Source organism: Paraburkholderia sp. RL17-337-BIB-A (genome assembly GCF_046025895.1).
GTDB classification, from domain to species: Bacteria; Pseudomonadota; Gammaproteobacteria; order Burkholderiales; family Burkholderiaceae; genus Paraburkholderia; species Paraburkholderia fungorum_C.
The window spans coordinates 2,258,923-2,285,362 of sequence record NZ_JARESY010000001.1 but is presented as its reverse complement, the minus strand read 5'-3'; the positions used below and the strand labels follow the sequence as shown (position 1 = coordinate 2,285,362).

Here is a 26,440-nt window from a genome sequence, read left to right as displayed (position 1 = left end):
CCGCCGCAGGTTCCCGCTTCATCCGCAGTGAACCATTGGTGTTGCCCGATTGACGCAGATTGACCCCGCCAGAACGTCGCCTCGACGCGGAGTCAACGCTGATTCGATGCGGCTTCAACGTTGATTCAACGGCGACAACCAACGCTGACAACGTTACACGCCGGCATCCTTCACCGGCGGTCCTGATTGATGATTCGCGTGCATCAATTGCATCCGTCAGCCACGGGCTTCATTGGCGGCCGTACGTGTCGTCGAAGCGCACGATATCGTCTTCGCCGAGATACGACCCCGACTGCACCTCGATCATTTCGAGCGGCATCTTGCCCGGGTTCTCGAGACGGTGGGTGACGCCCAGCGGAATATAAGCCGATTCGTTTTCGGAGACGATGAAGCGCTCTTCACCCCGCGTGACGAGCGCGGTGCCGCGCACGACGATCCAGTGTTCCGCGCGGTGATGGTGCATTTGCAGCGAGAGCCGCGCCCCCGGCTTCACGACGATGCGTTTGACCTGGAAGCGCTCGCCGGTGTCGACGGAATCGTAGTTGCCCCACGGGCGATGCACCTTGCGATGGTTGGCCGCTTCCAGCCCACCATCGTTGCGAATCCGCCCGACGATCTTCTTGACGTCCTGCACCCGCGATTTGTCCGCGACCAGAATCGCATCGGCCGTCTCGACCACCACCAGATCCTGCGTGCCGACGCAGGCGATCAGGCGTCCTTCCGAATGCGCGAAGGTCGAGTGCGCGCCTTCAAACATCACGCGGCCGCGGCCCACGTTCTGATCGGCGTCTTTCTGCGAGATGTCCCAGATCGCGTCCCACGAACCCACGTCCGACCAGCCCGCGTGCAACGGCACGACCACGCCGGACGCGGCGGTCTGATCGTTGCCCAGTTGCTCCATCACCGCGTAGTCGATCGAATTGGACGGCGAGGCGCTGAACGCGTCGCGTTGCAGACGGAAGAAATCGCCGTCCGCCTTGCCGCCTGCGAACGCCGCTTCGCAGGCTTCGTAAATCGCCGGCTGGAAGTGGCGGATCGCCTTGAGCCAGGTTGATGCGCGCATGATGAAAATGCCGCTGTTCCACCAGTATTCCTGCGATTCGATGTAGCGCTGCGCCAGTTCCAGATGCGGCTTTTCGACGAAGCGATCGAGCTTGTGCGCGCCGATCTTGCCGGCTGCTTCGCCGTCTGCCGCGTGCAAGTCGTCAGGCGTGTCATTAGGCCTGCCAAGCGCTGCGCCGATGCGGATATAACCGTAGCCCGTTTCCGCGCGCGTCGGCACGATGCCCATCGTCACGATATGGCCGGCCACCGCATGCTCGACGCCGGCGGCGACCGCCGCACGAAAGCCGTCGATGTCGGTGACCGCATGATCGGCGGGCATCACCACCATGATGCCGTCCTCGTCCTGCGCGGCGATCGAAAGGGCGGCCACCGTGAGCGCCGGCGCCGTGTCGCGGCCGGTGGGTTCGAGAATCAGCCGGCTCGGTTTGCCGCTCGTGCGCAATTGTTCCGCAGTCGTGAAGCGATGCTCTTCGTTGGCCACCACCACGAGTTCCTCGGATAGAAGATGCGCGGTTTCGAGCCCATCGAGACGGCGCGTCGTGGACTGCAGCAGCGAGTCTTCGCCCAGCAAACCAATCAGCTGTTTCGGATACTGCTCGCGCGACATGGGCCACAACCGAGTGCCGGAGCCGCCCGCCAGAATCACGGGATGAACTTTGAGTTTGACGTTAAGGGACATAGCTTGCGTGGACCGGGTGTCGGCGGGGGTGGCCGTAACCGGAGCTGTCATGATGGACTCCTCGAGGCTGGGTGAAGACGGGGTGAATGCGTCGAGTTTTATCACGAAGTAAAGAATCAATAAAAGCGCGTTAAATAGAAACTATATAAAACGCCTGATAAAAGCTGTTCATTTCGTGAAGAAAAAATGTCCGCCAGATTTTTTAAAAAAGAAAAATTACCCGAAAAAAATCATGGGCAATTTTTTTATTCGTCGCATTGACGCAAAATAGAGACGAAAGGTGAGTCGTAAGCTTCGTAGGAGAACAGACAGATTAGCTCGCCGTGTGCTCCAGAAAGGCGCCAAATAGGCGCCTCAAAGGGCGAATCAGGTAAAATTTACCGAACAAAATTCAGAAAAAATGTCGAAATTTTGACCGATACAATTTGAGATATTTTGCGGTCTTGCAGTCCGAATTTTAATATCGCTTTATCTATACCTGTAAAAGGGTATTCACTCATTCCGACAGATGTTTTCGGGCTCGGCCGTTCAGCAATTTTCCAGAGCGGCTTTTAGAGCAGAAAGCGGCAAGGCAATTAGCACCGGTCCATTCCATTTCGCGTCGCGCATTGATTCGCGGACGCGGATACCGGCGTTGTGCGTGCGGCGGGTGGACCGATGTGCATAGCGGGAATCCAACCCGGGAACCGGGAATTCAACCAACCAGCGGATGGCACTTGACTGACGAACTGAGGGGCAGCGCATGCTGAGCGTTCTATCGAGAATCATCGACATCGCCATGGTCGCGCTCGGCGCCGCCATGGCGACGGCCGTGCACAGCGGGAAATTGGTGTGGCTGGACGATATCCAAAGCGTGTCGCTCGCGTTCGACTGTCTGCTGGTGGTGGTGTTTTTTCCCGCGCTGGGGATCTACCAGTCGTGGCGCGGCAAGCCGCTCTATGACCTGCTGTGCCGCGTCGCGGGCGGCTGGGTGCTGGTGGAAGTCACCGGCGTGCTGATCAGCTTCAGCCTGCACCGCTCGGACAGCCTGTCGCGGCTGTGGCTCGTCTACTGGGCACTCGCCACGATCGTGCTGCTGATCGTCACCAAGGTGATCGTCTATTCGATCCTGCGGGGATTACGCCGCGAGGGTTTCAATCAGCGCGCGGTGGCGATCGTCGGCGGCGCGCCGTATGGGCGCTTCCTGATCGAACAGATGCGCAGCCGTCCGGAAGCGGGCTTTAGCCCCGTCGTGGTGTTCGATGAGGACTGCACGATCAACCTGTATGAAGACCCGGATTCGAGCGACTCGATCGAAGGCGTGCCGGTCGAACGCGATTACGCGCGGATGCTGCAACTGGTGCGTCAACGCGCGATTCGCGAACTGTGGCTCGCGCTGCCGATCTCGAAGGAGAAGGCGATCCACCGCTTCGTGATGGACCTGAAGAACGACTTCGTGAACATTCGCTTCATTCCGGACGTGCGCAGCCTCACGCTCTTCAATCAGCCGATGGTCGATCTGCTCGGCGTGCCGGCGATCAATCTGGCCGCCTCGCCGATCACCGATCTGCGCGTGCTGCCCAAGCGTGTCTTCGACCGTCTGTTCGCGCTGGCGGCGTTGACCGTGCTGTCGCCGGCGATGTTGGTGATCGCGTTGATGGTGAAGGTGAGCTCGCCAGGGCCGGTGTTCTTCCGCCAGAAGAGGAAGGGCATCGACGGCAACCAGTTCGAGATCTACAAGTTTCGCTCGATGAAGATGCACAAGGAAGAGGCCGGCAAGATCACCCAGGCCACCCGGCGCGATCCGCGCATCACCGCGGTCGGCGCGTTCCTGCGGCGCACCAGCCTCGACGAATTGCCGCAATTCATCAACGTGCTGCGCGGCGAGATGTCGGTGGTCGGCCCGCGTCCCCACGCGCTCGAACACGACGACATCTACAAGGATCTGGTGAAGGGTTACATGCACCGTTACCGGATCAAACCAGGCATCACCGGGTGGGCGCAGATCAACGGCTATCGCGGCGAAACCGATCGCATCGAAAAGATGATGGGCCGCGTCAAGCTCGATCTGTACTACATGCAGCATTGGACCTTCTGGCTCGACATCAAGATCGTCGTGCTGACGTTGTGGAAGGGCTTCGTGGGCAGCAATGCATATTGAGGGCCCCGACCCCGCACTTCGCGCTAGCCCGCCCCGAGGGGGCAGGAAAACTTGGCGCGGCCCGGCGTTTTCCTGCGAGCCTCGCTCACGCATCGCATCGCGTGACTTATTTAGTGAATCAACTCCATTTTCCGAGGTGTAATAGATGAACCTGACGATCATCGGTAGTGGCTACGTAGGCCTTGTGACGGGCGCATGTCTGGCCGACATCGGCCATGACGTGTTCTGTCTCGACGTCGATCAACGCAAGATCGACGTGCTCAACAACGGCGGCGTGCCGATCCATGAACCGGGTCTGCAGGAAATCATCGCGCGCAATCGCAAGGCCGGCCGCCTGACGTTCTCGACCGACATCGAAGCCGCGGTCGCGCACGGCGACATCCAGTTCATCGCGGTGGGCACGCCGTCCGACGAAGACGGCTCCGCCGATCTGCAATACGTGCTGGCCGCCGCGCGCAACATCGGCCGCCATATGACAGGCTTCAAGGTGATCGTCGACAAATCGACGGTGCCGGTCGGCACGGCTTCGCGCGTGCGCGACGTGATCGCCGGGGAACTGGCCGCGCGCAAAGCCAGCCCCATGTTCTCCGTGGTGTCGAATCCGGAGTTCCTGAAAGAGGGCGCGGCCGTCGAAGACTTCACGCGCCCGGACCGCATCGTGCTCGGCTGCGATGAGGACGCACCCGGCGAAAAAGCGCGCGAACTGATGAAGCGCCTCTATGCGCCGTTCAACCGCAATCGCGAACGCACGCTCTACATGGACGTGCGTTCGGCCGAATTCACCAAGTACGCGGCCAATGCCATGCTCGCCACGCGGATCTCGTACATGAACGAGCTCGCGAATCTCGCCGACCGCGTCGGCGCGGATATCGAAGCGGTGCGCCGCGGCATCGGCTCTGATCCGCGGATCGGCTACGACTTCCTGTACGCGGGTTGCGGCTACGGCGGCTCGTGCTTCCCGAAAGACGTCCAGGCGCTGATTCGCACGGCGGCCGATCACAAGGCCAATCTGCGCATTCTCGAGGCGGTGGAAGCCGTCAACGACACGCAGAAGAAGATCCTTGCGCACAAGATCGTCGCGCGTCTGGGCGAAGACCTGTCGGATCGCACCTTCGGCGTGTGGGGCCTGGCCTTCAAGCCGAACACGGACGACATGCGCGAAGCGCCGAGCCGTCCGCTGATCGCCGAACTGCTGCGCCGCGGCGCGCGCGTGAAGGCCTACGACCCGGTGGCGATCGACGAATCGAAGCGCGTCTTCGCACTCGATCTGAAGGACGTGCCGCAACAGCACGCGCGCTTGTCGTTCGTGAATGAGGAGATGGACGCGGCCGTGGGCGCCGATGCACTCGTGATTCTCACGGAGTGGAAAGTCTTCAAGAGCCCGGATTTCGGTTCACTCAAACAGAGTCTCAAGACGCCGCTGATTTTCGACGGCCGCAATCTGTACGAGCCGGACGCGCTGCTCGAACTCGGCATCGAGTATCACGCGATCGGCCGTCAGCACGCGCTGCGCACCGCGCCGGCGAAGGTCGGCGCGAACGGCCTGCCCATCATGGCCGCCGCGGCCGGCATGGCCCATACGGTCGATTCGGTTGATTCGGTCGAGGCCGGCCAGTAAGCCGCCGCGCCTCATCAAGGAGCCCGCCATGTTCGCCAACGTTCTGATCGTCTGCCACGCCAACGTGTGCCGTTCGCCCGCCGCCGAAATGCTGTTCAAGGCCCGGCAGCAGCACGCGTCTTCGCGGTCGTCCTCAGCGCCGATCGCGTTTCATTCGGCGGGCATCCGTGCCGTGAACGGCCACGCCATGGACCCGGTGATGCGGCGCCTGCTCGCCGAGCAGGGCGTCGCCTCCGGCATCCATTACTCACGGCGCCTCGACCGCCAGCTCGTGCGTTGCGCCGACCTCGTGCTCGTCACCGAGCGCGCGCAGGTAAGCACGGTCGAAGCGCTCGATCCGGCCTCGCGCGGCAAGGTCTATCCGCTCGGCAAGTGGGAAGACGATTCCGACGTCGCCGATCCGCACGGCGGCGCGGAAGCCGACTATAGGGAGAGTCTCGTGCTCATCGAACACCTGGTCATGGGATGGCTGAAAAAAATATGCTGATGAAGAAACTCACTGCACACACGCTCGCGAACTTCAATGCGACGGGCTTTAAGTCCAAATTCGCCGCCACGCTTTTGCTGACGTCCTTTTTGTCGGCCTGCGCTACCGCACCTGGCAATTACCTCGACACGTCCCGTCTGAAAGACGACGGCCAGCACCAGAGTCAACAAGCCAACGAAACCTATCCGGTCCATCTGATCGACGGGCCGCTGGTGGCGGCCCAGGCGCAGGCGCAAGCCGCCGCCGCCGCGCAGCAGGCGCTGCCGACCTCGCGTTACAGCGATCCGTCGCAGTATGTGTACCGGCTCTCGCCGCAGGACATTCTCGGCATCACCGTGTGGGACCACCCCGAATTGACCACGCCGCAGGGCAGCACGCTGTCGGCGGGCGGCAACACCACGCAGTCGATCGGCGGCGCCTTGCAGCAGCCGTATACCGCCGCGCTGCCGGGCCAGGCCGATCCCTACGGCCAGACCATCGCCGCCGACGGCACGATCTTTTTCCCGTTCGTCGGCCGCATCAAGGCCGCCGGCAAGACCGTCGGCGAGTTGCGCGATCAGTTGAGCGCCGGCCTCGTGCGCTACATCCGCAATCCGCAGGTCGACGTGCGCGTGCTGTCGTATCGCGGCCAGAAAGTGCAGGTGACCGGCGACGTGAAGACGCCGGGCCCGCTCGCCATCAGCGACGTGCCGCTCACGCTGGTCGACGCGATCACGCGCTCGGGCGGCACCAACAGCGACGCGGACATCCAGCGTGTGCGCCTCACGCGCAACAACAAGCTGTACGTGCTCGACGCCAACCGCATGCTCGACCAGGGCGATACCACGCAGAACGTCATGCTGCAAAACGGCGACGTGATCAACGTGCCGGATCACAGCGACAGCCGCGTCTTCGTGATGGGCGAAGTGAAGACGCCGATCCAGGTGCCGATGATCAGGGGCCGCCTGACGATCGCCGACGCGCTCACCCTGGGGGGCGGCATTCTCGACACGGACGCCAATCCGCGCCAGATCTTTGTGATGCGCGGCCTGCGCGAGCATCCGACCACGCCGGACGTGTACCGCCTCGACATGACGCAGCCCGACGCGATCATGCTGTCGTCCCAGTTCCAGTTGCAACCGATGGACGTCGTGTATGTGGGCACCGCGGCTTCGACCACCTTCAACCGTGTGTTGCAGCAAGTGTTGCCGAGCGTGCAGACGCTGTTCTACCTGAAGCAGCTGACGCGCTAAGCGTCTGAGCCGTCGACAGGTCCCGCGCCGCTTTCAGAGGGCGCGGGACCAGAGAAAACGCCAAAGCAAACGCAAAAGCAAGCCCAAAAGCAAACGCAAAAAGGCATACGCCGAGGCACACGCCAACGCACATGCCCAAGCCCACGCCGAAGTAACCGAAACGGGATCGAATTGTGAGCACTCAAATCTCTCCACACATGGCTGGTCCGATCAAGACCGAAGAAGAGGACGTTGTCCTCGGGCAACTGGTGCAGGTGATCCTCGACGACATCTGGTGGCTGATCGGCATCGCCGCGTTGATCGTCGGACTGGCCGCCGCGTACTGTTTCCTCGCCAAGCCGATCTATTCGGCCGATGCGCACGTGCGGGTCGAGCAGTCCGACAACACCTCGCAGGCGCTCACGCAGACGCAGACCGGCGCGGCGATCACCAGCGGCTCGACTTCGCTGCCGACCGACGCTGAAATCGAAATCATCAAGAGCCGTGGCGTGGTCGGCCCGGTGGTCCAGCAGCTGAAGCTGAACTTCAGCGTCGCGCCGAAGACGCTGCCGCTGCTCGGCAGCATCGCCGCGCGCATGGCGACGCCGGGCCAGCCGGCGCCGCCGTGGCTCGGTTTGTCGTCGTACGCGTGGGGCGGCGAAGATGCCGAGGTCGATTCGATCGACGTGGTGCCCGCGCTGGAAGGCGAGAAGCTGACGATGAAGGTGTTCGACGAGCAGCACTACGAAATCTACGCAAAGAACGGCGCGCTGCTGTTGCGCGGCCAGGTCGGTCAGCAGGAACAGGGCGGCGGCGTGACGATTCTCGTCAGCAAGCTGGTGGCCCGTCCGGGTGAAGAGTTCACCGTGACGCGCTTTAACGACCTCGATGCGATCACCGCGTTCCAGTCGGCGATCACCGTGCAGGAGCAGGGCAAGCAGACCGGCGTGATCCAGATCTCGCTGGAGGACAAGAGCCCTGAACACGCAGCCGAAGTGGCCAACGCGCTCGCGCAGTCGTATGTGCGTCAGCACGTGTCGAACAAGCAGGCCGACGCGATCAAGATGCTCGACTTCCTGCGGAGCGAAGAACCGCGCCTGAAGGCCGATCTCGAACGGGCCGAAGCCGCGTTGACCGCGTATCAGCGCCAGTCCGGCTCGATCAACGCCAGCGACGAGGCCAAGGTCTACCTCGAAGGCAGCGTGCAGTACGAGCAGCAGATCGCCGGTTTGCGACTGCAGATGGCGCAGTTGACCGAGCGTTACGGTGACGACCATCCGATGCTCGTGGCCGCGCGCCAGCAGATGGCCGAACTGGAGGCGCAACGCGCCAAATACGCCGACCGCTTCCGCGATCTGCCGGCCACCGAAGTGAAGGCCGTGCAACTGCAACGCGACGCGAAGGTGGCGGAAGATATTTACGTGCTGCTGCTCAATCGCGTGCAGGAGTTGTCGGTGCAGAAGGCCGGTACCGGCGGCAACGTGCATATCGTCGACCAGGCGATGCGCCCGGGCGCGCCGGTCAAGCCGAAGAAGGTGCTGATCCTGTCGGCGGCGGTGATTCTGGGCCTGATCTGCGGCACCGGTTTCGTGTTCCTGCGCCGCAATATGTTCAAGGGGATCGACGACCCCGACCATATCGAGCGCGCGTTCCATCTGCCGGTGTACGGTCTCGTGCCGCAGAGCGCCGAACAGGCTTTGCTCGAAAGCGGCTTCGAGCGCGGTGGCGAACGTCTGCGCTCGGTGCTCGCGAATGCGCGGCCGAAGGACGTCACGATCGAAAGCCTGCGCAGCCTGCGCACCTCGATGCAGTTCACGATGATGGACGCGAAGAACCGCATCGTCATGCTGACCGGCCCGATGGCCGGCGTCGGCAAGAGCTTCCTGACGGTCAATCTGGCGGTGCTGCTCGCGAACTCGGGCAAACGCGTGCTGATGATCGACGGCGATATGCGTCGTGGCGTGCTCGAACGGTATGTGGGCGGCGCGCAGGAAAACGGCTTGTCGGAATTGCTGAGCGGGCAGATCTCGCTCGAAGAAGCGATCCGCGCCACGAACGTGGAGAGCCTGAGCTTCATCTCGTGCGGCCGCCGTCCGCCGAATCCGTCGGAACTGCTGATGTCGCCGCGCCTGCCGCAATACCTCGACGGCCTCGCCAAGCGTTACGACGTGATCCTGATCGACACGCCGCCGGTGCTGGCTGTGACCGATGCGTCGATCATCGGCGCTTATGCCGGTTCCACCTTCTTCGTGATGCGCTCGGGCGTGCACAACGAAGGCGAGATCGCGGATGCGTTGAAGCGCTTGCGTGCAGCCGGCGTGCACGTGCAGGGCGGCATCTTCAACGGCATGCCGGCGCGCTCGCGCGGCGGTTACGACCGCAGCTATGCAGCGACCCAGGAATACCTGAGCACCTGAGGCTCGGCCCATGGTTCTGAATCCAGCGCAAACACGATAAAGAAGGACATCACGATGAAAGTGACGGTACTGGTTCCGACTTACCGCCGCCCGGCCGACCTTGCGCGCTGCCTCGCGGCGCTGCAGCGGCAGTCGCGCGCGCCGGACGAAGTGGTGGTGGTCGCGCGCGCCGACGACGAAGCGACCCACGCCTGCCTGCGCGATCCGGCGATACCGGGCAGATTGCCGCTGTGCGTCGCGCTGGTCGACGTGCCAGGCCAGGTCGCGGCCCTCAATCGCGGACTGGATGCAGCGAACGGCGACGTGATCGCGATCACCGACGACGACGCCGCGCCGCATGTCGACTGGGTCGAGCGTATCGCTGCCGCGTTCGAAAACGATGCGCGCTTAGGCGCACTGGGCGGGCGCGACTGGGTGCATGAAAAAGGCCGTGTGCTGGACGGCGAGCGGCCGCTGGTCGGCAAGGTCACCGCGCACGGCAAGATCATCGGCAATCATCATCTGGGTGCGGGCGGTGCGCGCGAAGTCGACATCCTGAAGGGCGCGAACATGAGTTACCGGCGCGAGGCGGTTCGCACGATCCGTTTCGATCAGCGCCTGCGCGGTGCGGGCGCGCAGGTCCACAACGACATGGCTTTCAGCCTTGCCGTGAAGAACGCCGGCTGGAAGCTGATGTACGACCCGCGCGTAGCCGTGGATCATTTCCCCGCCGAACGTTTCGACGACGATCGGCGCGACGCGCAAACCATGGCGGCGTTGCGCAATGCGGCTTTCAATTTCCATCTGATCCTGCGCGACCAGTTGCCGCCGCTGCGGCGTGAAACCGCGTGGTGGTGGTGGACGCTGGTCGGCACGCGCGTCTATCCGGGGCTCACGCACGCCGCGCTCGCACTGGTGTCGAAACAGGCGAGCCTGCGGCTGTCGCGCTGGCGCGCGGTGCGCACCGGCGCGCATGAAGCGCGCCGCGCGCTGTCGCGGACCGTATGAGCCGCCGCTTGAGCCGCATCGGCCGCACAACCCCCATGAACCGTGCGCAACACCGCGGCTTCAACGTGTCCCGCGTAACCCAATCGTCCTGCACGTTCGTGCATCGGCACAGGCGCCAGTCCGCGCATGCCAATGCTCCTTTCCACCGGCAGAGCGGAGTGTCTGCATGAGTACGAAAGTTCACGTTCATCTGTTTTACGGCGCCGACCCGCGCTTTTACCGGCCGGGCGACAACATCGGCTGTCTGTATGGCTATCACCACGCGCAATCCGACGCGTTCGCGCTGACCTATTCGCAGGACGCGCGCGAAAGCAAGCCGGTGAAGCTGCTGCGCCGCGCGCTGAAGGCGGCGCTCGGGTTCGACTTCATCCATACATGGCGCAACCGCGCCGAGATGCTGCGCTCGGACGTGATCTGGACGCATACCGAGCAGGAATGGCTGTCCGCCGCGCTGATGCTCCTGCTGAGCGGCCGCAAGGCGGGGGCTGAGGCAGCACCTCTACTGCTCGCGCAAAGCGTGTGGCTGCTCGATAAATGGCCTTCCTATGGGATTCTGCGCAGATGGCTGTATCGCAAGCTGATGAGCCGCGCTGATCAACTCACTACGCTTGCAAGCGAAAATGCAGACTTGTGCCAGCGCTACTTCAATCGCGGCGCGACGCCTCTGTTGTACGGCCTGAACACCCAGGACTTTCCCGTGAAGGCGCCCACCGGGTGGACACCGCACACGCCGATCCGCATCGCCGCGATCGGCAACGATCGCGACCGCGACTGGGAGACGCTCATCAAGGCGTTCGGCAACGATGCGCGCTATACGGTGAAGCTTGCGACACGCCGGCGGATTCCCGCGTCGCTGCGCGCGCCGAATGTCGAGATCGCATTGTTCTCGGGCATCAAAAAGCAGCACGAACTGTACGACTGGGCCGACGTGATCGTCGTGCCGCTACGGCCGAATTCGCACGCCTCGGGCATCACGGTGATGCTGGAAGCCGCGGCGGTCGGCAAGCCGATGGTGGTCACGAACGTCGGCGCGCTGCAGGATTATTTTCCGGCGGGCGAGGCGGCTTATATCCCGCCGTTCAACCCGCAGGCGTTGCGTGAGACGGTGGCTCAGCTCGCGGCCTCGCCGATGGATGCGTTGCGCCAGGCGCAGGCGGCGGCTGCCGGTTTGCTGTCGCGCGATCTGACCACGCAGAACTATGCGATGCAGCATGTGAGGATCACGCAGGAGATGCTGCGGGCGCGCGCCGCGTCGCGTGGACGCGTGGTGCCTGGCGCAGCCGACGCCGACGCAACTGCGCCGCGTGTCGCGCCGGCCGCCGCCACCGTGAACCAGCCGGTGCGAGTTCGCGCGGGGAGCCACGGGCAAGGACAAGATCAACGCCAACGCCCTGCAAGCCAATCACGCGGAGGCCTCTGAACGATGTCGACCATCACGCGAGCCGGCGGCGACAACGCGGAGCGGTTGCTGTCCGGTTCCCGCAAGGAATGGCTGCCCGAAGCGCTGCTGTGGCTGATCACCGCGATGCTGATCATTGCGCATCAGGGCACGGTGCTCACGCTTGGATTCCCGGTGCTCGCGATCCTGACGGGACTGTGGCTTTACTTCAAAAGCCCGGCGCGCTACATCGGCTTCATGTGGTGGCTGTGGTTCCTGAGCCCGGAAGTGCGGCGTCTGGCCGACTGGTCCAAAGGCTCGTTCACGCCGACCAGCCTGATCCAGGTTGCACCGCTCGCGGTGACGATGATCAGTGCGTTCTCGTTATTGCGGTACTACAAGCTGCTTTCGCAACGGCGCGGCCTGCCGGTGCTGCTGATCCTGATGGGGCTTGCCTACGCGTTCATGATCGGCGTGATGTCGAGCGGGCCGCTCGCCGCGACCTATGACCTCGCGAACTGGCTCTATCCGATCCTGATCGGCTTTCACATCATGGCGCACACGCGTCAGTATCCGAAGTACCGCGACACCATCGTCAATACCTTCATCTGGGGCATGCTGGTGATGGGCGGCTACGGCCTGATCCAGTTCTTCATCATGCCGCAGTGGGACGCGCTGTGGATGCTCGGCTCGCAGATGAATTCGCAAGGCGATCCCGTGCCGATGGGCGTGCGCGTGTTCAGCACGATGAACTCGTCGGGCCCGTTCGCGTTCGCGATGATGGGCGCGATGGTCTACGTGATGGCGGCGACGCACCGCGTGCGCTGGATCGCGGCAGCGCTCGGCTTCTTCTCGTTCGCGCTGAGTCTCGTGCGTTCGACGTGGGGCGGCTGGGTCATCGCGCTGCTGATCCTGCTGGTCAAGTCGAACAACAAGGTGCGGGTGCGGATCGTAGCGAGTGCGATTTTGCTGGCCGGCCTGTGCGTGCCGCTACTCGCGGTCGGCCCGGTGGCCGAGCGGATGCAGGCGCGCCTCACCACCATCGTCAACCTCAACGACGACCAGAGCTACGCCGCGCGTAACGAGTTCTACGCAACCTTTGCGAAAACGGCCTTTACCGATGTCTCCGGCGAAGGTATGGGCGCAACCGGCACCTCCACCAAGCTCTCTAACGACGGCGGCCAGCTCGGCCAGTACGGCAACTTCGACAGCGGCGTGATGAACATCCCGTTCGTGCTCGGCTGGCCCGGCACCTTGCTGTACATGTCCGGCATCGTGTGGCTGGTGGTGCGCGCGGTGCTCGCGTCGTTCAAGCTGCGCAACGACAAGTTCGTGTCCGCCTGCCTGAGCCTCAGTCTCGCGACTTTCGCGATGCTGGTGTTCACCAATTCGCTGGTCGGCACCGGCGGCCTGCTGCTTTTCATGAGTGTTTTTTCGATCCTATCCGCGGTGCACTACGAAAAGATGAACCGCGGACGCACGCTATTTTTCCACGGAGGCACTGATTGAGAGTCGCCATTGTCACGCACGTCGTGCGCCATAACGACGGCCAGGGACGCGTCAACCACGAGATTGCGCGCGCCGCCCTCGCTGAAAATATCGCGGTCACGCTGGTCGCGTCGCACGTCGCGCCGGATTTGCTCGCGCATCCGAACGTCCGCTGGGTGCCCATGAAAATCGGCAAATGGTGGCCGACGAATCTGCTGCGCCAGCAGGTCTTCGCGTTCAGGAGCGCGATGTGGCTGCGCGCCCATCGCCGCGAATACGACGTGCTGCACGTGAACGGCTTCATCACGTGGATGCCCGCCGACGTCAACACCTCGCATTTCGTGCATAGCGGCTGGTTCGGCAGCAAGTACTACCCGTTCGGACTCACCAAGGGCGTGTGGTCCGCGTATCAGTCGGTTTATACGCGCTGCAACGCGGTGCTCGAACGCTGGGCTTACCGGCGCTCGAAGGTGATCACGGCGGTGTCGCAAAAGGTCGCCGATGAAATTCGCGCGATCGGCTTGACGCCTCATAACCGTGTCGACGTGATTTACAACGGCGTCGATACGCAAGGCTTCGCGGCTGCAACCGGCGACCGCGCGAAATTCGGGTTGCCTGCGGACGCCTTCCTGCTGCTGTTCGTCGGCGACTTGCGCACGCCGCGCAAAAACCTCGGCACGGTGTTGCAAGCGCTCAGGCATTTGCCCGACCACGTGCAGATCGCGGTGGCCGGATTCCTGCCGGGCAGTCCGTATCCGGAAGAAGCGAAAGCGCTCGGCATTGCGCATCGCGTGCATTTTCTCGGCCTGGTGAAAGACATGCCGGTGCTGATGCATTCCGTCGACGCGTTCGTGTTCCCGTCGCGTTACGAAGCGATGAGCCTGTCGCTGCTCGAAGCGATGGCCGCGGGTCTGCCGGTCGTCACCGCGCGTACCGCGGGTGGCGCCGAAATCATCACGCCGGAATGCGGCATCGTGCTCGACGACCCGGACGATCCCAAGGCATTGGCCAGCGCCGTCGCGCGCCTCGCCGACAACGGCGAGGCGCGCCGCGCGATGGGCGTCGCCGCGAACGAACTTGCGACCGGTTTCGGCTGGGCGCGCATGGCCGCGCAATACATCGCGCTGTACCGGCAACTGGCGGGGCAGCAGAAGGACCGCCGACGCAATGAGGCGGAAGCTTCGGTGGTCGCCAAGACCGATGCGCTGACGCTGAACACGCTGGCCGGGCAGAAGGGCGCGGAATGAACGTGCGCCTTGATTCGGAGCGCCGGCGGGGCCCGAGCGTGAGCCAACGCGCGGACTCGTTGACGAACCGGCTGACCGAAAAACGTGCAGCAATCCATCACAACTTTCAGAACGCACAGAGGCAACAATCATGACGACGAGCTCAATCAAATCGCTGCAGATCGGGATGCACTGGTTTCCCGAGCGCGCGGGCGGCCTCGACCGCATGTATTACTCGCTGGTCGGCGCATTGCCGGGCGCCGGCGTCGCGGTGCGCGGCGTGGTGGCCGGCTCGCCGAAAGTCGCCGCGGACACCAACGGCGCGATCAACGGCTTCGGCTCGGCCGCGCAATCGCTGCCGCTGCGCCTGATGGCGGCACGCCGCGCGCTGCGCCAGGAGATCAGCACCTCGCGTCCCGACGTGATTTCGTCGCACTTCGCGCTGTACACGTTTCCGGGTCTCGACGTGACGCGCGGCATTCCGCAGGTCTCGCATTTTCAGGGACCGTGGGCCGACGAGAGCCATGTGGAAGGCGCCGATTCGCTCGGCCAGCGGGCCAAGCGCTATCTGGAGCAATCGGTATATGCGCGCTCGTCGCGGCTGATCGTGTTGTCGGAGGCCTTCGGCAAGATTCTGACTTCGCGTTATCGCATTTCACCGGAGCGCGTGCGCGTCGTGCCGGGCTGCGTGGATGTCGAGCAGTTCAATCTGCCGATCACGCCGGCCGAGGCGCGCCTGAAGCTGCAATTGCCGCAAGACCGGCCGATCGTGCTGGCGGTGCGGCGTCTGGTGCGCCGCATGGGGCTCGAGGATCTGATCGATGCGGTGAAGCTGCTCAAGCGCACCGAGCCCGATGTGCTGCTGCTGATCGCGGGCAAGGGGCGGCTCGAAGGCGAGCTGCAGGCGCGAATCACTGAAGCCGGTCTCGAAGACAACGTGAAGCTGCTGGGCTTCGTGCCCGATCAGCATCTGGCGGCCTTGTACCGTGCGGCGAATATCAGCGTGGTGCCGACGGTGGCGCTTGAAGGCTTCGGGCTGATTACCGTCGAATCGCTGGCCTCCGGCACGCCCGTGCTGGTGACGCCGGTGGGCGGCTTGCCGGAAGCGGTGGCGGGGTTGTCGCCGAATCTGGTGTTGCCGGAGACGGGGGCGAAGGCGATTGCGGAAGGTCTGGCGGGCGCGTTGAACGGCTCGCTAAAGTTGCCGGATGCCGAGGCTTGCCGCCGCTATGCACGTGAGCACTTCGATAACTCGGTGATCGCGAAGCGGGTGGCCTCGGTGTATAGCGAGGCGATTGGGGCGGGCGGGGTGCATTGAAGTTTTCATGACGTAGTAGAAAAAAGGCCTGAATCATGACGATCAGGCCTTTTTTGCATCGGGCGACCGCACGCGGCCGCTCGTCGTCACACCGGTTCAGAACGTCTCGTGATGCTCGTTCCGTCCAAGATCCGCATGAACCATCATGTGGCACAGCTGTTCGAGCGTAGTCTCCGGCTTCCAGCCAAGCTTCTCATGGGCCTTATCCGCGCAGCCGATCAGCAGGTCCACTTCCGCCGGGCGGTAGAACTTCGGATTCACGCGCACCAGTGTCTTGCCGGTGGCGACGTCGATACCGGTCTCACGCTCCTCCTTGCCCGACCATTCGATCTGATAACCCGCGGCGGCGAACGCCATGCGCACGAAGTCGCGGACCGTCTCGGTGCGGCCGGTGGCGAGCACGAAGGTGTCGGGTTCGTCGGCTTGCAGCATGCGCCACATGCCTTCCACGTATTCGAGCGCGAAGCCCCAGTCGCGCTTGGCGCTCAGGTTGCCGAGTTCCAGCACGTCCTGTTTGCCGAGCTTGATCTTCGCGACCGTGTCGGTGATCTTGCGTGTGACGAACTCGCGGCCACGTAGCGGCGATTCGTGATTGAACAGAATCCCGCTGCTGGCAAACAGGTTGTACGACTCGCGATAGTTGATGGTCGACCAGTGCGCGAACAGCTTGGCCACGCCATACGGGCTGCGCGGATAGAACGGCGTGTCCTCGCGTTGCGGCACCGCCTGCACGAGACCGAACATTTCCGAGGTCGACGCCTGGTAGTAGCGCGTCTTCGGATTCAGAATGCGAATGCCTTCGAGCAGATTCAGCGCGCCGATGCCGGTCACTTCGGCGGTCGTCACGGGCTGGTCGAACGAAACGCCCACGAAGCTCTGCGCGGCGAGGTTGTACAGCTCGTCAGCCTGCGCGCCTTCGAGCAGGCGCAGCGTGGAGCCCAGATCGGTCAGATCGTGTTCGACCAGACGCAGATTCGGATGATCCAGCACGCCGAGCTCACGAATGCGCCAGAAGTTGACCGAACTCGTGCGCCGGTAGGTGCCGGTCACGTGATAGCCCTTGTCGAGCAGCAGTTTGGTCAGATAGGCGCCGTCCTGTCCGGAGACGCCGGTGATGATCGCTTTGCGTGGTTGGCTCATGGCTTGCCTTCGAGATGGGTAAAAGAGAAAGAGAAGTGCCCTTGAAAAAGCGCTTCAACGCGTGCCGTCAAGCAGTCGCCGCACCAGCGGGTCGATGACCTGAAAATCCTGTTGCGCCTTGAGCCGGTACAAGCCCGGCTTTGGATGCGCGCCGTCGGACATCAAGGTCTTCCAGTCCGGCAGGTCGCTGATATAGGCAAACTGATCGACGAGCGGCACCTGCTGTTCGGTGGCCACGCGGCGCGTCATCGCGACCATCGCGGCGAGCCGTGCATTGAGCCGGCTATCCAGCAGCGGATTCGAGGTCTGCAGAACCGGCTCCTTGCCGAGCGCGCGGGCGGTTTTCACAAGCGTCGTTTCGGCCGCGTAAAACTGCTCGGGCGTCTGGTTCTGCATCACTTCGTTGATGCCGTAGTTGATCAACACGATCTGCGCGGGCGAAGCGGCGAGGCGTTCCCGCCACGGCAGGCCGGCAGTCGGACCGGCGCGCCGGTTGCCGGTGCCGTCGCGCAACTGGCTGGCCATCGTGCCGCCCACGCCGTAGTTCGTGACGCGTACCCGTTGGCCATGCGCGGCCTGCAATTCGTCCTGCAGATACGACACGGCGTTTTGCGCTTGCGGTCCGCAGTGGCCGTCGCTGCACGTGATACCGAGCGTGGTCGAATCGCCGTAGGCGTCGACCAGCACCTGGCTCGCGGCCGGGCTGCCGGCATGCGCGTCGAATGCCACTGAGGCCAGCATCGCCGCAGCGGCCGACACACTCGCGGCGAGCCACGTGCGGCGCCTCATGCGCGGCTTTGCGGCGCTTGCGACGCGCTTCCTGAAACATTGCCGACGCTCGCATGGGCTTTGCCTGTCGAGCCGAAAATCAAACGTTTTTCGAACCCGAACCACGTGATGCTCGCGTAGGCCACGGTGATCGCGAGCGCGAGCGCCGCGGTCACATAGCGATTCAGATGCAGCGGCCACAGCGCGTACAGCACGCTCAGGTGGATCAGATAAATCGTGTAGCTGATGGTGCCGAGATAGACCAGCACGGGGTTGCACAGCAGCCGTTTGACGATGCCCTTGCTTTGCAGGGCGATGACCACGACGGAAGTACACAGCACCAACGAAACGCTGTAGAGCCCGGCGTTCGAGAGCGGCGTATTCGCCGCGCGGAATCGCGGGTAATGCAGATGCAGCCAGGCAAGCACGGCCAGCGCGGCAAAAAAGCCGAGCACGGCGAGGCCCTTGAATGGCTCGAGGGCATGGCGATCGCGCCGCACGGCGACCGCGAGCAGCGCGCCGGCTGCCAGCAGGTCCATGCGGAACGGCGTCAGGTAATAGATCGGCCAGAACGAGTCGAACCACGGCGTGGCGAGCGCGCGCAGCACCGGCACCAGAACGATCAACGCGGCCGCCACGTAGCCGAGCACGCGCTCGGGCAGCAACAGGATCACGAACGGCCAGAAAATATAGAACTGCTCTTCAACGGCCAGCGACCACAGCACGTTCAGGCTGTCGTGACCGCTCTGATTGAGCGTATCGCCGATATTGGCCGCGAAGAACGCGTACCACTGCCAGTGCTGCGCCCAGCCGAAGCCGAACAGAATCGACGACACCACCATCAGCAGCAAATACGGCGGCAGGATGCGCCGTGCCCGGCGTGCATAGAAATAGCCGAAATACGACTGCTGGCGCGCCTTGCGTTCGAGCAGGATGCCGGTAATCAGAAAGCCGCTCAAAACAAAAAACAGATCGACGCCCATCCACAGCGGCGCTTTCAGTGCGTGTTGCGCGAATACGGCAAGCACGGCGATGGCGCGCAGGCCGTCGAGCTGCACGATGCGGCGAGCGTGAGAAGGCGCTAAGGGCAGTGCGCTAGCAGTCATGAACCGTCCATGGTGTGAAGCGGATGAGCCGGGCGAAGGATCGCGCGGGTGTCCTGAAGAACACGGCCGCGCTCGCTTCGCGTCGCAACGGAAGTGCATTCGATTCTAGGGAAAAGAAATTGATGAAAAAACGGGAATGAATTCGATAAATGAATCAGATTGCAACAGGGTGTTTCGTTATCCATTTGAAATGGATTTTTATGCTTGTGTCCTGAAGGTGTCGTAATGCGTAAGAAGTGCGGACGGCTTCATGCTGGATCGGTAAGGATGGGCGAAAGGCGGTGCGGGACGAGCGTGTTCATGCCCATTTTCATTTAATTGATTTTTAAATCCTTTTCTTTCACCGCGCTTAAAGCGCCGAATATTTTTGAATTATTTTCGATTTTCGTCGCGGCATTTTTTCCGCGTAATGTGAGCCGTGGAGATTGGGTGCCGGAGCGCGCGTGCGTCGGCACGGCCCTGATTGGAGGAATGACTTTGGTCCGTTTCACGTTCAAAACCTGGATTGCTGTACTCGCCTGTGCGGCTGGAATGACGGCGGCATCGGTCAGCGTCACGGCATTCGCGGAAACCGTGTTGAACGCAAAAAATTCCTGGATTGGCAACACCTTCGGTTTCGGCGACGGCACGTGGACGCAGGTCAACATCACCGCGATTGCAGTGGCGCCGGACGGCAAGGTCTATACGAACGCGCCGTGGGACGAAAGCGGCGGCGAAGCGAGCGTCTACCAGAACGGCAAGATGCTCGGCTTCGCGGGCGGCACGCATGGTTGGGGCAACGGCGGCGGCAGCGCGATCGCGGTGAATCGTAAGTACGCCTTCGTGGCGATCGCGGTCGGCAACGAGAAGGGACATCTGGTCGAGCCGGGCGTATGGCCGGAGAAGGGTAAGCAATGGTTCGGCATTTCGCGTCGTCAGATCGCCGATCCGAAGCGCGCTGCGCCGTTCCAGCCGGCCGCGAAAAGCGCTGACCCGCATGCGCAACTGGCCGCCGGCTTTCTGATGATGAACGAAGTGCCGACCGGCACCAGCGCCGAAGTCGGCGGGTTGGCGGCGAACGACACCACGCTTTACGCGGCGAACACGGCGCGCGATCGCATCGAAGTCTATGACGCGGAATCGATGCAGCAGAAAACCACGTGGACCGTGCACGAACCGGGCCGCATTGCGCTGGCCCCCGACGGCACGCTCTGGGTGTTGAGCGGCACGCGCACCGACAAGGCCCCGCAGGTGGAGCACTACACCGCCGCGGGCAAGCGCATCGAGGAGACGTTTGAGTTGGCCGCCGGGACGATCGCGGTGGATATCGCTGTCGACGCACAAGGACGCGTTCTGATCGCCGACAACGGCCCGCGTCAGCAGGTGCTGTTCTTCAGCAAGAGCAATGGCCGTTTCGCGGAGTCGGGCTCGCTCGGCGAACGCGGCGGCATTTTCAGCGGCACGCCCGGCAAGCCGGGACCGCAGCGCTTCAACGGTTTGACCGGCGTGGGCGTGGATGCACGCGGCAACGTCTATGTATCGACCAACGGCATCGGTCCGCGCTACGACCCGATCGGCGCGGGTCTCGGCGCCACGCTTGAAAGTTATGCACCTGACGGCAAACAGAACTGGCAAGTGCAAGGCTTGTTGTTCGTCGACGGTGCGTGGATCGATCCGTCACGTCCGGATAGCGTCTATACCGGCAACAAACGCTTCGAACTCGATCTTTCGAAACCCGCGGGTGAGGACTGGAAATACGCGGGTTTTCTGTCGAACCGCTTCAAGTATCCCGATGATCCTGTGTTTCACACCGACCAATATCCGGGCTTGCCGATCGCCCGCAAGTTCAAGGGCCACACGTTTCTGTATCTGACGGACATGTACGCGGACCACCTGAAGATCTATCGCTTCGACCCGCAGCACGACGGCGAAACAGCGATCCCGTCGGGCTTCATCGCTGGACGTGAGCGCGCCGTGGCCAAGGTGCCGAATGCGCCGCCAGGCGGCGACTGGATCTGGCGCGATGCGAACGGCGACGGCAAGTTCGATACCGGCGAGTTCACGCTCAACACGAGCGGCACGAAGCTCGCGGGCGGCTGGGGCTGGTGGGTCGATAGCGCGGGCGATATCTGGCGCACGCGGGACAACAAAGGCATCTATCGATTCCGCTTCGGCGGTCTGGATGTGAAGGGCAATCCCATCTATTCGTATTCGAACCTGACGCAATACCCGGTGCCGCAGCCGTTCACCGAACTGCATCGCGCGATCTACGAGCCCGACACCGACACGATGTACGTGACCGGCTATACGCCCGATACACCGGTCGATCGCGGCTTCTGGAAAGAGGTGGGCCGCGTGCTGGTGCGCTACGACAAATGGTCGAGCGGCAATCCGGTGCAACGCTATGCGATCACGCTGCCGTGGACCACGCAGACGAAACCCATCGCCACGATCATCGGCCTCACGGTCGAAGGGCAATACATCTTCGGCGTCGAGCCGGTCGGCGCGGTGCATGTATGGGACAAGGACAGCGGCCGCGAGCTCGGCGTGATCCGTCCCGGCCCTGAGGTGGGCCGCGCGTCGGGCTGGGTCGACGTGCCCAACGGCATCAGCGCCGCGAAGCGCAGCAATAGCGAGTATCTCGTGTTCGTTGAAGAAGACGCACGCGGGAAAGTGATGATGTATCGCTGGAAACCTTGATGACGTGGCGTCGTGAAGGTTTTATTCGTGATACCAGGCAAATGAGCCACGCAAATGAGCCACGCAAATGAGCCAGGCAAATTCACCAGGCAACCGAACCTGGCAACTGATTTAACCCAAGGCATCCGATGGACAAAGGCATTCTCAAGAACGTAGCGATCAACTTCTTCGGGCTGGTGCTGCCGACTTTCGTCTCGCTCGTGACCGTGCCGTCGTATATCAAGCTGCTCGGGGTCGAGCGCTACGGCGTGATCAGTCTCGTGTGGACCTTGATCGGCTACTTCGGGATTCTCGATCTCGGCATGAGCATGGCCGCGCAGAATCACATTTCGAAGGCGCGCGCCTCGGGCGACCAGGGCGAGAGCGCGCGCGTGTTCTGGAGCGCGGCGTGGCTCAATCTCGCGACCGGTATCGCCGGGGGGCTGCTGATCTATTTCGGCGCGTTTCTGTACACCGCGTATTTCACCAAGGTGTCGCCCGAACTGCAGCATGAGGTCTATATGGCGCTGCCGTGGCTTGCGGTGGCGATTCCGATTGCCAATGTGTCGTGGGTCTTCGCCGGTGCGATCAACGGCGCGGAACGCTTTGGCGTCTACAACACCAATCAGACCATTGGCACATTTCTGTTCCAGTTGCTGCCGCTCGGCGCCGCGCTGTGGTTGGGGGCGACTTTGCAGAACGTGCTCGCCGCCGCGGTGTTCGCACGGATTCTGGCCGCGATTCTGCTAGGCCGTTCCGCGCTGAAAGTGCTGGAGATTCGCAGCATTCTGCCGCCGCAGCTCGGCGTGGCGAAGGGGCTTTTCAACTTCGGCGGCTGGATGCTGATTGCAAGCGTCACCAACATGATCGCGGAATCACTCGACCGCGTGATGCTCGGCACGAGTCTCGGCGCGCGTTTCGTCACGTATTACACCGTGCCGCAGAACCTCGTGACGCGTTTGAACATCGTGCCGACCGCGATGGTCCGCACGCTGTTTCCGCGCCTGTCGGCCGTGAGCCGCGCGGATGCGGACACCATCACGCAGCAGTCGCTCGAATTTCTCAATGGCGTGTTCACGCCGGTCGCACTGGTTGCGATGCTGGTGCTCGAGCCGTTCCTGCATCTGTGGGTCGGCAATGAAATCGCCACCGTGGCGGCCCCTGTCGGCCGGATCATGATCGTCGCCGTGTGGCTCGTCGGGCAGGCGAACGTCACGCGGATTCTGATCCAGTCGCAGGTCAATCCGGCCACCGCCGCGCGCGTCGGTTTGTTCGAATTGCCCTTGTTTGCAGGGGCTTTGTGGCTCGGCATCACCCACTTCGGTTTGACCGGCGCGGCGATCGCCGTGGCCGACCGGGCCCTGTTCGATTACGCCGTGTTGCTGCGCCTGTCGGCGATTCGTGCGCGCCAGATCGCGCTCGACATGCTCGCCCACCTTGCTTTTCTGCTGGCCAGCCTCTGGCTTGCCAGCTTCCTGCCGAGTCTCGCTGCGGCGATCGTCGCCGGCCTGTTGATGGTGGGCGCGAACGTCGCCTGGTCGATCACGATGACACCCGCCTTGCGCGATCTTGCGCGTTCACTGCTGTTGCGACTGAATCCGAGGAAAAGCGCATGAACCCCGAAGTCCTTGAAGAAGCCGTGCTGCAACCCGCGACGCGCAGTGCACTGGCTGAACTCACCACCGTACCCGGCGTTCAGGCGCCGCCGCGCCGAACGGCAATGCGCAGCGACAAGACGGTGCGCATTGCGATCGTGCACGACTGGCTCGTCACCTATGCGGGCGCCGAGAAGGTGCTCGAGCAGATCGTCGCGTGCTTTCCGGACGCCGACCTGTTCAGCCTCGTCGATTTTCTCGACGACCGCAGTTTTCTGCGCGGCAAGGCGGTGACGACCTCGTTCATTCAGAAATTGCCGCTTGCGCGCACCAGATACCGCGCGTATCTGCCCTTGATGCCGCTCGCGATCGAGCAGCTCGATGTATCGGCCTACGACGTGGTGATCTCGAGCAGTCACGCCGTTGCAAAAGGGATTCTGACCGGCCCCGATCAGGTGCATATCAGCTATGTGCATTCGCCGATCCGCTATGCGTGGGATCTGCAGCACCAGTACTTGCAGCAGTCGAAGCTGACCGCCGGGCCGAAGTCCGCGATGGCGCGGCTGATTCTTCACTACATTCGCAACTGGGATATCCGCACGTCGAATTCGGTGGATGGTTTTGTCGCGAACTCCGACTTCATCGCGCGGCGGATCAGGAAGGTCTATCAGCGCGAGGCGCAGGTGATCTTTCCGCCCGTGGACGTCGAAGCATTTTCGCTCTGCACCGACAAGGACGATTTCTATCTGACCGCCTCCCGGATGGTGCCGTACAAAAAGATCGACCTGATCGTCGAGGCGTTCGCGCGGATGCCGGAGCGCAAGCTGGTGGTGATCGGCGACGGCCCCGATATGCAGAAGATCCGCGCGAAGGCGGGGCCGAATGTCGAGATCATGGGCTACCAGCCGTTCAAGGTGCTCAAGGAAAAGATGAGCCGTGCGAAAGCGTTCGTGTTCGCGGCTGAAGAGGACTTCGGCATCTCAGTGGTCGAAGCGCAGGCGTGCGGTACGCCGGTGATTGCCTATGGCAAGGGGGGGGCGCTGGAAACCGTGCGCGATCTGTCGGAAACACGGCCCACCGGCATGTTCTTCGATGAGCAGAATGCCGAATCGATCATCGCCGCGGTCGAGCGTTTCGACGATCACGTGAAGCGCTTTTCGCCGCTGGATTGCCGCGCGAACGCCGAGCAATTCTCCGCCGCGAATTTCCGCGAACGTTTCTTTGCGCATGTGCGGGCTTCCGTGCCGGCATTGCGCTCGGCGACGCTGCCGCCGTACGTCCCTTACAAGGCAGAACAAGGTGCCAACGCGCCGCGCATTCTTGCCGTCGACCAGAGCGGTGTGCTCGGCGGCGCTGAGTTATCGCTGCTGGAAATCGTTAAAGCGTTGCGCTCGCGCATCGAAGTCGTGCTGTTCGACGACGGTCCGTTCCGCACGGCACTCGCCCAAGCTGGCGTGACCGTGAACGTGCTGGATGCCGGCGCATTGCGCAACGTGCGCAAGCAGGGTGGATCGTTGCCCAAGGGGCAGGCGCTTAAAGGCTTGATGTCGCTCGTGCGCGCCACCGCGAAACGTGCACGCAACGCCGAGGTGATCTACGCGAACACACAGCGCGCAATGGTGGTCGGCGCGATTGCCGGCAAGCTTGCAAGGCGGCCGGTGGTCTGGCATTTGCGCGACATCGTGAGTCCCGAGCACTTCGGCGGCAAGCAGCTGGCGATCATCAAGTGGTGCGCGCGTCTCGGCCTCGCACATGTGATCGCCAATTCGGCGGCTTCCGCGCGTGCCTTCGCGGAACTCACGCATTTCGACGAAAAGCGTATCGACGTGGTGTTCAACGGCATTTCTTCTGCACCGTTCGACGCATTGCGCACGGTTTCGCAAGCGACGCTGCGGCGGCGCCTGAACCTGCCGCAAGACGCGTTTCTGGTTGGTTCGTTCAGCCGCCTCGCGCGCTGGAAGGGGCAACATGTGCTGCTCGAGGCAATGGTCCTCAACCCGCAGATGCATGCGGTGCTGGTGGGTGCGCCGCTGTTCGGCGAGGACGCGTACGAGATCGAATTGCATGCCTTCGTCGCCGCGCACAACCTTGGCGACCGGGTCCATTTCCTCGGTTTTCAGCACGACATTCCGGCTTGCATGTGCGCGGTCGACGCGGTGGTCCATACGTCGATCACGCCGGAGCCGTTCGGCCGCGTGATCGTCGAGGGAATGCTGGCGCAGCGGCCGGTGGTGGCGGCCCGCGCGGGCGGCGTGCTGGAAATCATCGACGATTACGAGAACGGCGTGCTGTGCACGCCCGCCGACACGCACGGTCTCGCTGACACGCTCGCCGAATTGCGTTCGAACGACGATCTGCGTAACAGGCTGGTCAGGAACGGCTATCAGACGGCGCTGAGGCGGTTCGGCACTGCGACGTATGTGGAAGGTGTCGAGCGGATTCTGAAGCGCGTGGCGGGGCGTTAGGGGGCTGGGCGGGTACTTGAACAGAGGGTTGGGATGGTTTAGCCGAATATTCAACGCGGGGGTAGGCGAAGACTCGGCCGGTTCCTGCCGTTAGTGCAGCGGAGCGAAAGTCCTGTGGACCTTCGCTCCGTTTTTTTTAGCGCGCTTTTTATCGTGTTGCGTTCAAAACCTGTTTCAACGCGGCTTTGGATTTCTGGCGCGGGTTAATGAGAGGCGTGTCCGACTCGGAGGGCAGGATATTCCTACGTATGAAACTGAAACAGCTGATTCTTCAAGAAGGGTCAGTGCCGTATTGTTCGCAAACAGTTTGTAATACGTATTGATTGCGAGGAGATGCGGTGAGCGTTCTTGTTGAAAGTAGTTCGTCGACAGCCATCCGAGGCGCGGCCGTGGCAGCGCTGCTTGTCGGTGCGGCGCTGTTTTCTCCCTTCTGTCATGCCGACGATATCACCTACGGCTACGACGCATTGGGCCGGCTGGTGTCGGTCACCGTCGCGGGCAATGCGGCGTATTACGACTACGACGCGGCCGGCAATATGACGGCGATCCGGCGGCAGGGTGCCTTGTCTTCAGCGGTGTCGGTGAGCGGCGCGGGTTCTTCGCCTGCGTCGGAAGCCGGCAAATTGGCATCGTCGCCAGCCTCGGCTCAGGCCAGCGTGCGCTAGGCGCATAGCGCCTGATCCTTTTCCAGGTT

Annotated in this window: 19 protein-coding genes; 14 read left to right on the top strand and 5 right to left on the bottom strand. The window is 62.8% G+C overall.

Annotation, left to right across the window (positions count from 1 at the left end; all coding sequences use genetic code 11):
* Positions 1–229: 229 nt before the first annotated feature.
* Complete coding sequence (locus tag P0D84_RS10185; protein ID WP_408335647.1) at positions 230–1,795, bottom strand: mannose-1-phosphate guanylyltransferase/mannose-6-phosphate isomerase; 1,566 nt, start codon at positions 1,793–1,795, stop codon at positions 230–232.
* A 691-nt stretch (positions 1,796–2,486) separates the two neighbouring features.
* On the opposite strand from P0D84_RS10185, the gene P0D84_RS10180 reads away from it, so the two are divergent.
* The 10 genes from P0D84_RS10180 to P0D84_RS10135 all read left to right on the top strand — a co-directional run bounded on the left by P0D84_RS10180 (position 2,487) and on the right by P0D84_RS10135 (position 16,014).
* Complete coding sequence (locus P0D84_RS10180) at positions 2,487–3,884, top strand: undecaprenyl-phosphate glucose phosphotransferase (protein ID WP_408335644.1); 1,398 nt, start codon at positions 2,487–2,489, stop codon at positions 3,882–3,884.
* A 145-nt stretch (positions 3,885–4,029) separates the two neighbouring features.
* A complete protein-coding gene (locus P0D84_RS10175; protein ID WP_408335641.1) occupies positions 4,030–5,502 on the top strand; it encodes a UDP-glucose dehydrogenase family protein in 1,473 nt (490 codons plus the stop codon).
* A gap of 28 nt (positions 5,503–5,530) precedes the next feature.
* Positions 5,531–5,989: an arsenate reductase/protein-tyrosine-phosphatase family protein gene (locus P0D84_RS10170; RefSeq protein ID WP_408335638.1), complete on the top strand. Its 459-nt coding sequence runs from the start codon at positions 5,531–5,533 to the stop codon at positions 5,987–5,989.
* Positions 5,983–7,221 (top strand): polysaccharide biosynthesis/export family protein, encoded by a 1,239-nt coding sequence (locus P0D84_RS10165; protein ID WP_408339764.1) that lies wholly within the window; start codon positions 5,983–5,985, stop codon positions 7,219–7,221. The genes P0D84_RS10170 and P0D84_RS10165 overlap by 7 nt, the downstream gene beginning before the upstream one ends.
* A gap of 197 nt (positions 7,222–7,418) precedes the next feature.
* Positions 7,419–9,617, top strand: coding sequence for a polysaccharide biosynthesis tyrosine autokinase (locus P0D84_RS10160; protein ID WP_408339762.1), 2,199 nt, complete (start codon positions 7,419–7,421; stop codon positions 9,615–9,617).
* 54 nt (positions 9,618–9,671) lie between these two features.
* Complete coding sequence (locus P0D84_RS10155) at positions 9,672–10,604, top strand: glycosyltransferase family 2 protein (protein ID WP_408335635.1); 933 nt, start codon at positions 9,672–9,674, stop codon at positions 10,602–10,604.
* Between the two features lie 166 nt (positions 10,605–10,770).
* On the top strand, positions 10,771–12,024 hold the full coding sequence (locus P0D84_RS10150; protein ID WP_408335632.1) for a glycosyltransferase: 1,254 nt from the start codon (positions 10,771–10,773) through the stop codon (positions 12,022–12,024).
* A gap of 3 nt (positions 12,025–12,027) precedes the next feature.
* A complete protein-coding gene (locus P0D84_RS10145; protein ID WP_408335629.1) occupies positions 12,028–13,491 on the top strand; it encodes a glucose-6-phosphate isomerase in 1,464 nt (487 codons plus the stop codon).
* Entirely contained in the window at positions 13,488–14,717 is a 1,230-nt protein-coding gene (locus P0D84_RS10140) for a glycosyltransferase family 4 protein (protein WP_408335626.1), read from the top strand. The genes P0D84_RS10145 and P0D84_RS10140 overlap by 4 nt, the downstream gene beginning before the upstream one ends.
* A 130-nt stretch (positions 14,718–14,847) precedes the next feature.
* The gene (locus P0D84_RS10135; protein WP_408335623.1) at positions 14,848–16,014 is read left to right on the top strand and encodes a glycosyltransferase family 4 protein; all 1,167 of its coding nucleotides are present in this window, start codon (positions 14,848–14,850) and stop codon (positions 16,012–16,014) included.
* Between the two features lie 96 nt (positions 16,015–16,110).
* Here the strand turns inward: P0D84_RS10135 and gmd are convergent, their stop codons facing one another.
* The 4 genes from gmd to P0D84_RS10115 form a co-directional block, all read right to left on the bottom strand.
* Positions 16,111–17,154: a GDP-mannose 4,6-dehydratase gene (gene gmd, locus P0D84_RS10130; RefSeq protein ID WP_093633741.1), complete on the bottom strand. Its 1,044-nt coding sequence runs from the start codon at positions 17,152–17,154 to the stop codon at positions 16,111–16,113.
* 54 nt (positions 17,155–17,208) lie between these two features.
* Complete coding sequence (locus tag P0D84_RS10125) at positions 17,209–17,895, bottom strand: SGNH/GDSL hydrolase family protein (protein ID WP_408339760.1); 687 nt, start codon at positions 17,893–17,895, stop codon at positions 17,209–17,211.
* Positions 17,896–17,939: 44 nt separating this feature from the next.
* Positions 17,940–19,028 (bottom strand): acyltransferase family protein, encoded by a 1,089-nt coding sequence (locus P0D84_RS10120; protein ID WP_408335619.1) that lies wholly within the window; start codon positions 19,026–19,028, stop codon positions 17,940–17,942.
* A gap of 314 nt (positions 19,029–19,342) precedes the next feature.
* The gene (locus P0D84_RS10115; RefSeq protein ID WP_408339926.1) at positions 19,343–19,585 is read right to left on the bottom strand and encodes a hypothetical protein; all 243 of its coding nucleotides are present in this window, start codon (positions 19,583–19,585) and stop codon (positions 19,343–19,345) included.
* Between P0D84_RS10115 and P0D84_RS10110 the strand changes: the two genes are divergently transcribed.
* The 4 genes from P0D84_RS10110 to P0D84_RS10095 all read left to right on the top strand — a co-directional run bounded on the left by P0D84_RS10110 (position 19,506) and on the right by P0D84_RS10095 (position 26,411).
* The gene (locus P0D84_RS10110) at positions 19,506–21,707 is read left to right on the top strand and encodes an NHL repeat-containing protein (RefSeq protein ID WP_408339758.1); all 2,202 of its coding nucleotides are present in this window, start codon (positions 19,506–19,508) and stop codon (positions 21,705–21,707) included. The genes P0D84_RS10115 and P0D84_RS10110 overlap by 80 nt on opposite strands.
* A gap of 128 nt (positions 21,708–21,835) precedes the next feature.
* On the top strand, positions 21,836–23,302 hold the full coding sequence (locus tag P0D84_RS10105) for a flippase (protein WP_408335617.1): 1,467 nt from the start codon (positions 21,836–21,838) through the stop codon (positions 23,300–23,302).
* The gene (locus P0D84_RS10100; RefSeq protein ID WP_408335614.1) at positions 23,299–25,746 is read left to right on the top strand and encodes a glycosyltransferase family 4 protein; all 2,448 of its coding nucleotides are present in this window, start codon (positions 23,299–23,301) and stop codon (positions 25,744–25,746) included. Before P0D84_RS10105 ends, P0D84_RS10100 begins: the two co-directional genes overlap by 4 nt.
* Before the next feature lie 338 nt (positions 25,747–26,084).
* Positions 26,085–26,411: an RHS repeat domain-containing protein gene (locus tag P0D84_RS10095; RefSeq protein ID WP_408335611.1), complete on the top strand. Its 327-nt coding sequence runs from the start codon at positions 26,085–26,087 to the stop codon at positions 26,409–26,411.
* Positions 26,412–26,440: the final 29 nt, after the last annotated feature.

Bases quoted from the DNA above. Each gene is read 5' to 3' on its own strand.
- P0D84_RS10185 (WP_408335647.1), bottom strand. From the start codon at position 1,795: ATGACAGCTCCGGTTACGGCCACCCCCGCCGACACCCGGTCCACGCAA.
- P0D84_RS10180 (WP_408335644.1), top strand. From the start codon at position 2,487: ATGCTGAGCGTTCTATCGAGAATCATCGACATCGCCATGGTCGCGCTC.
- P0D84_RS10175 (WP_408335641.1), top strand. From the start codon at position 4,030: ATGAACCTGACGATCATCGGTAGTGGCTACGTAGGCCTTGTGACGGGC.
- P0D84_RS10170 (WP_408335638.1), top strand. From the start codon at position 5,531: ATGTTCGCCAACGTTCTGATCGTCTGCCACGCCAACGTGTGCCGTTCG.
- P0D84_RS10165 (WP_408339764.1), top strand. From the start codon at position 5,983: ATGCTGATGAAGAAACTCACTGCACACACGCTCGCGAACTTCAATGCG.
- P0D84_RS10160 (WP_408339762.1), top strand. From the start codon at position 7,419: ATGGCTGGTCCGATCAAGACCGAAGAAGAGGACGTTGTCCTCGGGCAA.
- P0D84_RS10155 (WP_408335635.1), top strand. From the start codon at position 9,672: ATGAAAGTGACGGTACTGGTTCCGACTTACCGCCGCCCGGCCGACCTT.
- P0D84_RS10150 (WP_408335632.1), top strand. From the start codon at position 10,771: ATGAGTACGAAAGTTCACGTTCATCTGTTTTACGGCGCCGACCCGCGC.
- P0D84_RS10145 (WP_408335629.1), top strand. From the start codon at position 12,028: ATGTCGACCATCACGCGAGCCGGCGGCGACAACGCGGAGCGGTTGCTG.
- P0D84_RS10135 (WP_408335623.1), top strand. From the start codon at position 14,848: ATGACGACGAGCTCAATCAAATCGCTGCAGATCGGGATGCACTGGTTT.
- gmd (WP_093633741.1), bottom strand. From the start codon at position 17,154: ATGAGCCAACCACGCAAAGCGATCATCACCGGCGTCTCCGGACAGGAC.
- P0D84_RS10125 (WP_408339760.1), bottom strand. From the start codon at position 17,895: ATGCTGGCCTCAGTGGCATTCGACGCGCATGCCGGCAGCCCGGCCGCG.
- P0D84_RS10120 (WP_408335619.1), bottom strand. From the start codon at position 19,028: ATGACTGCTAGCGCACTGCCCTTAGCGCCTTCTCACGCTCGCCGCATC.
- P0D84_RS10105 (WP_408335617.1), top strand. From the start codon at position 21,836: ATGGACAAAGGCATTCTCAAGAACGTAGCGATCAACTTCTTCGGGCTG.
- P0D84_RS10100 (WP_408335614.1), top strand. From the start codon at position 23,299: ATGAACCCCGAAGTCCTTGAAGAAGCCGTGCTGCAACCCGCGACGCGC.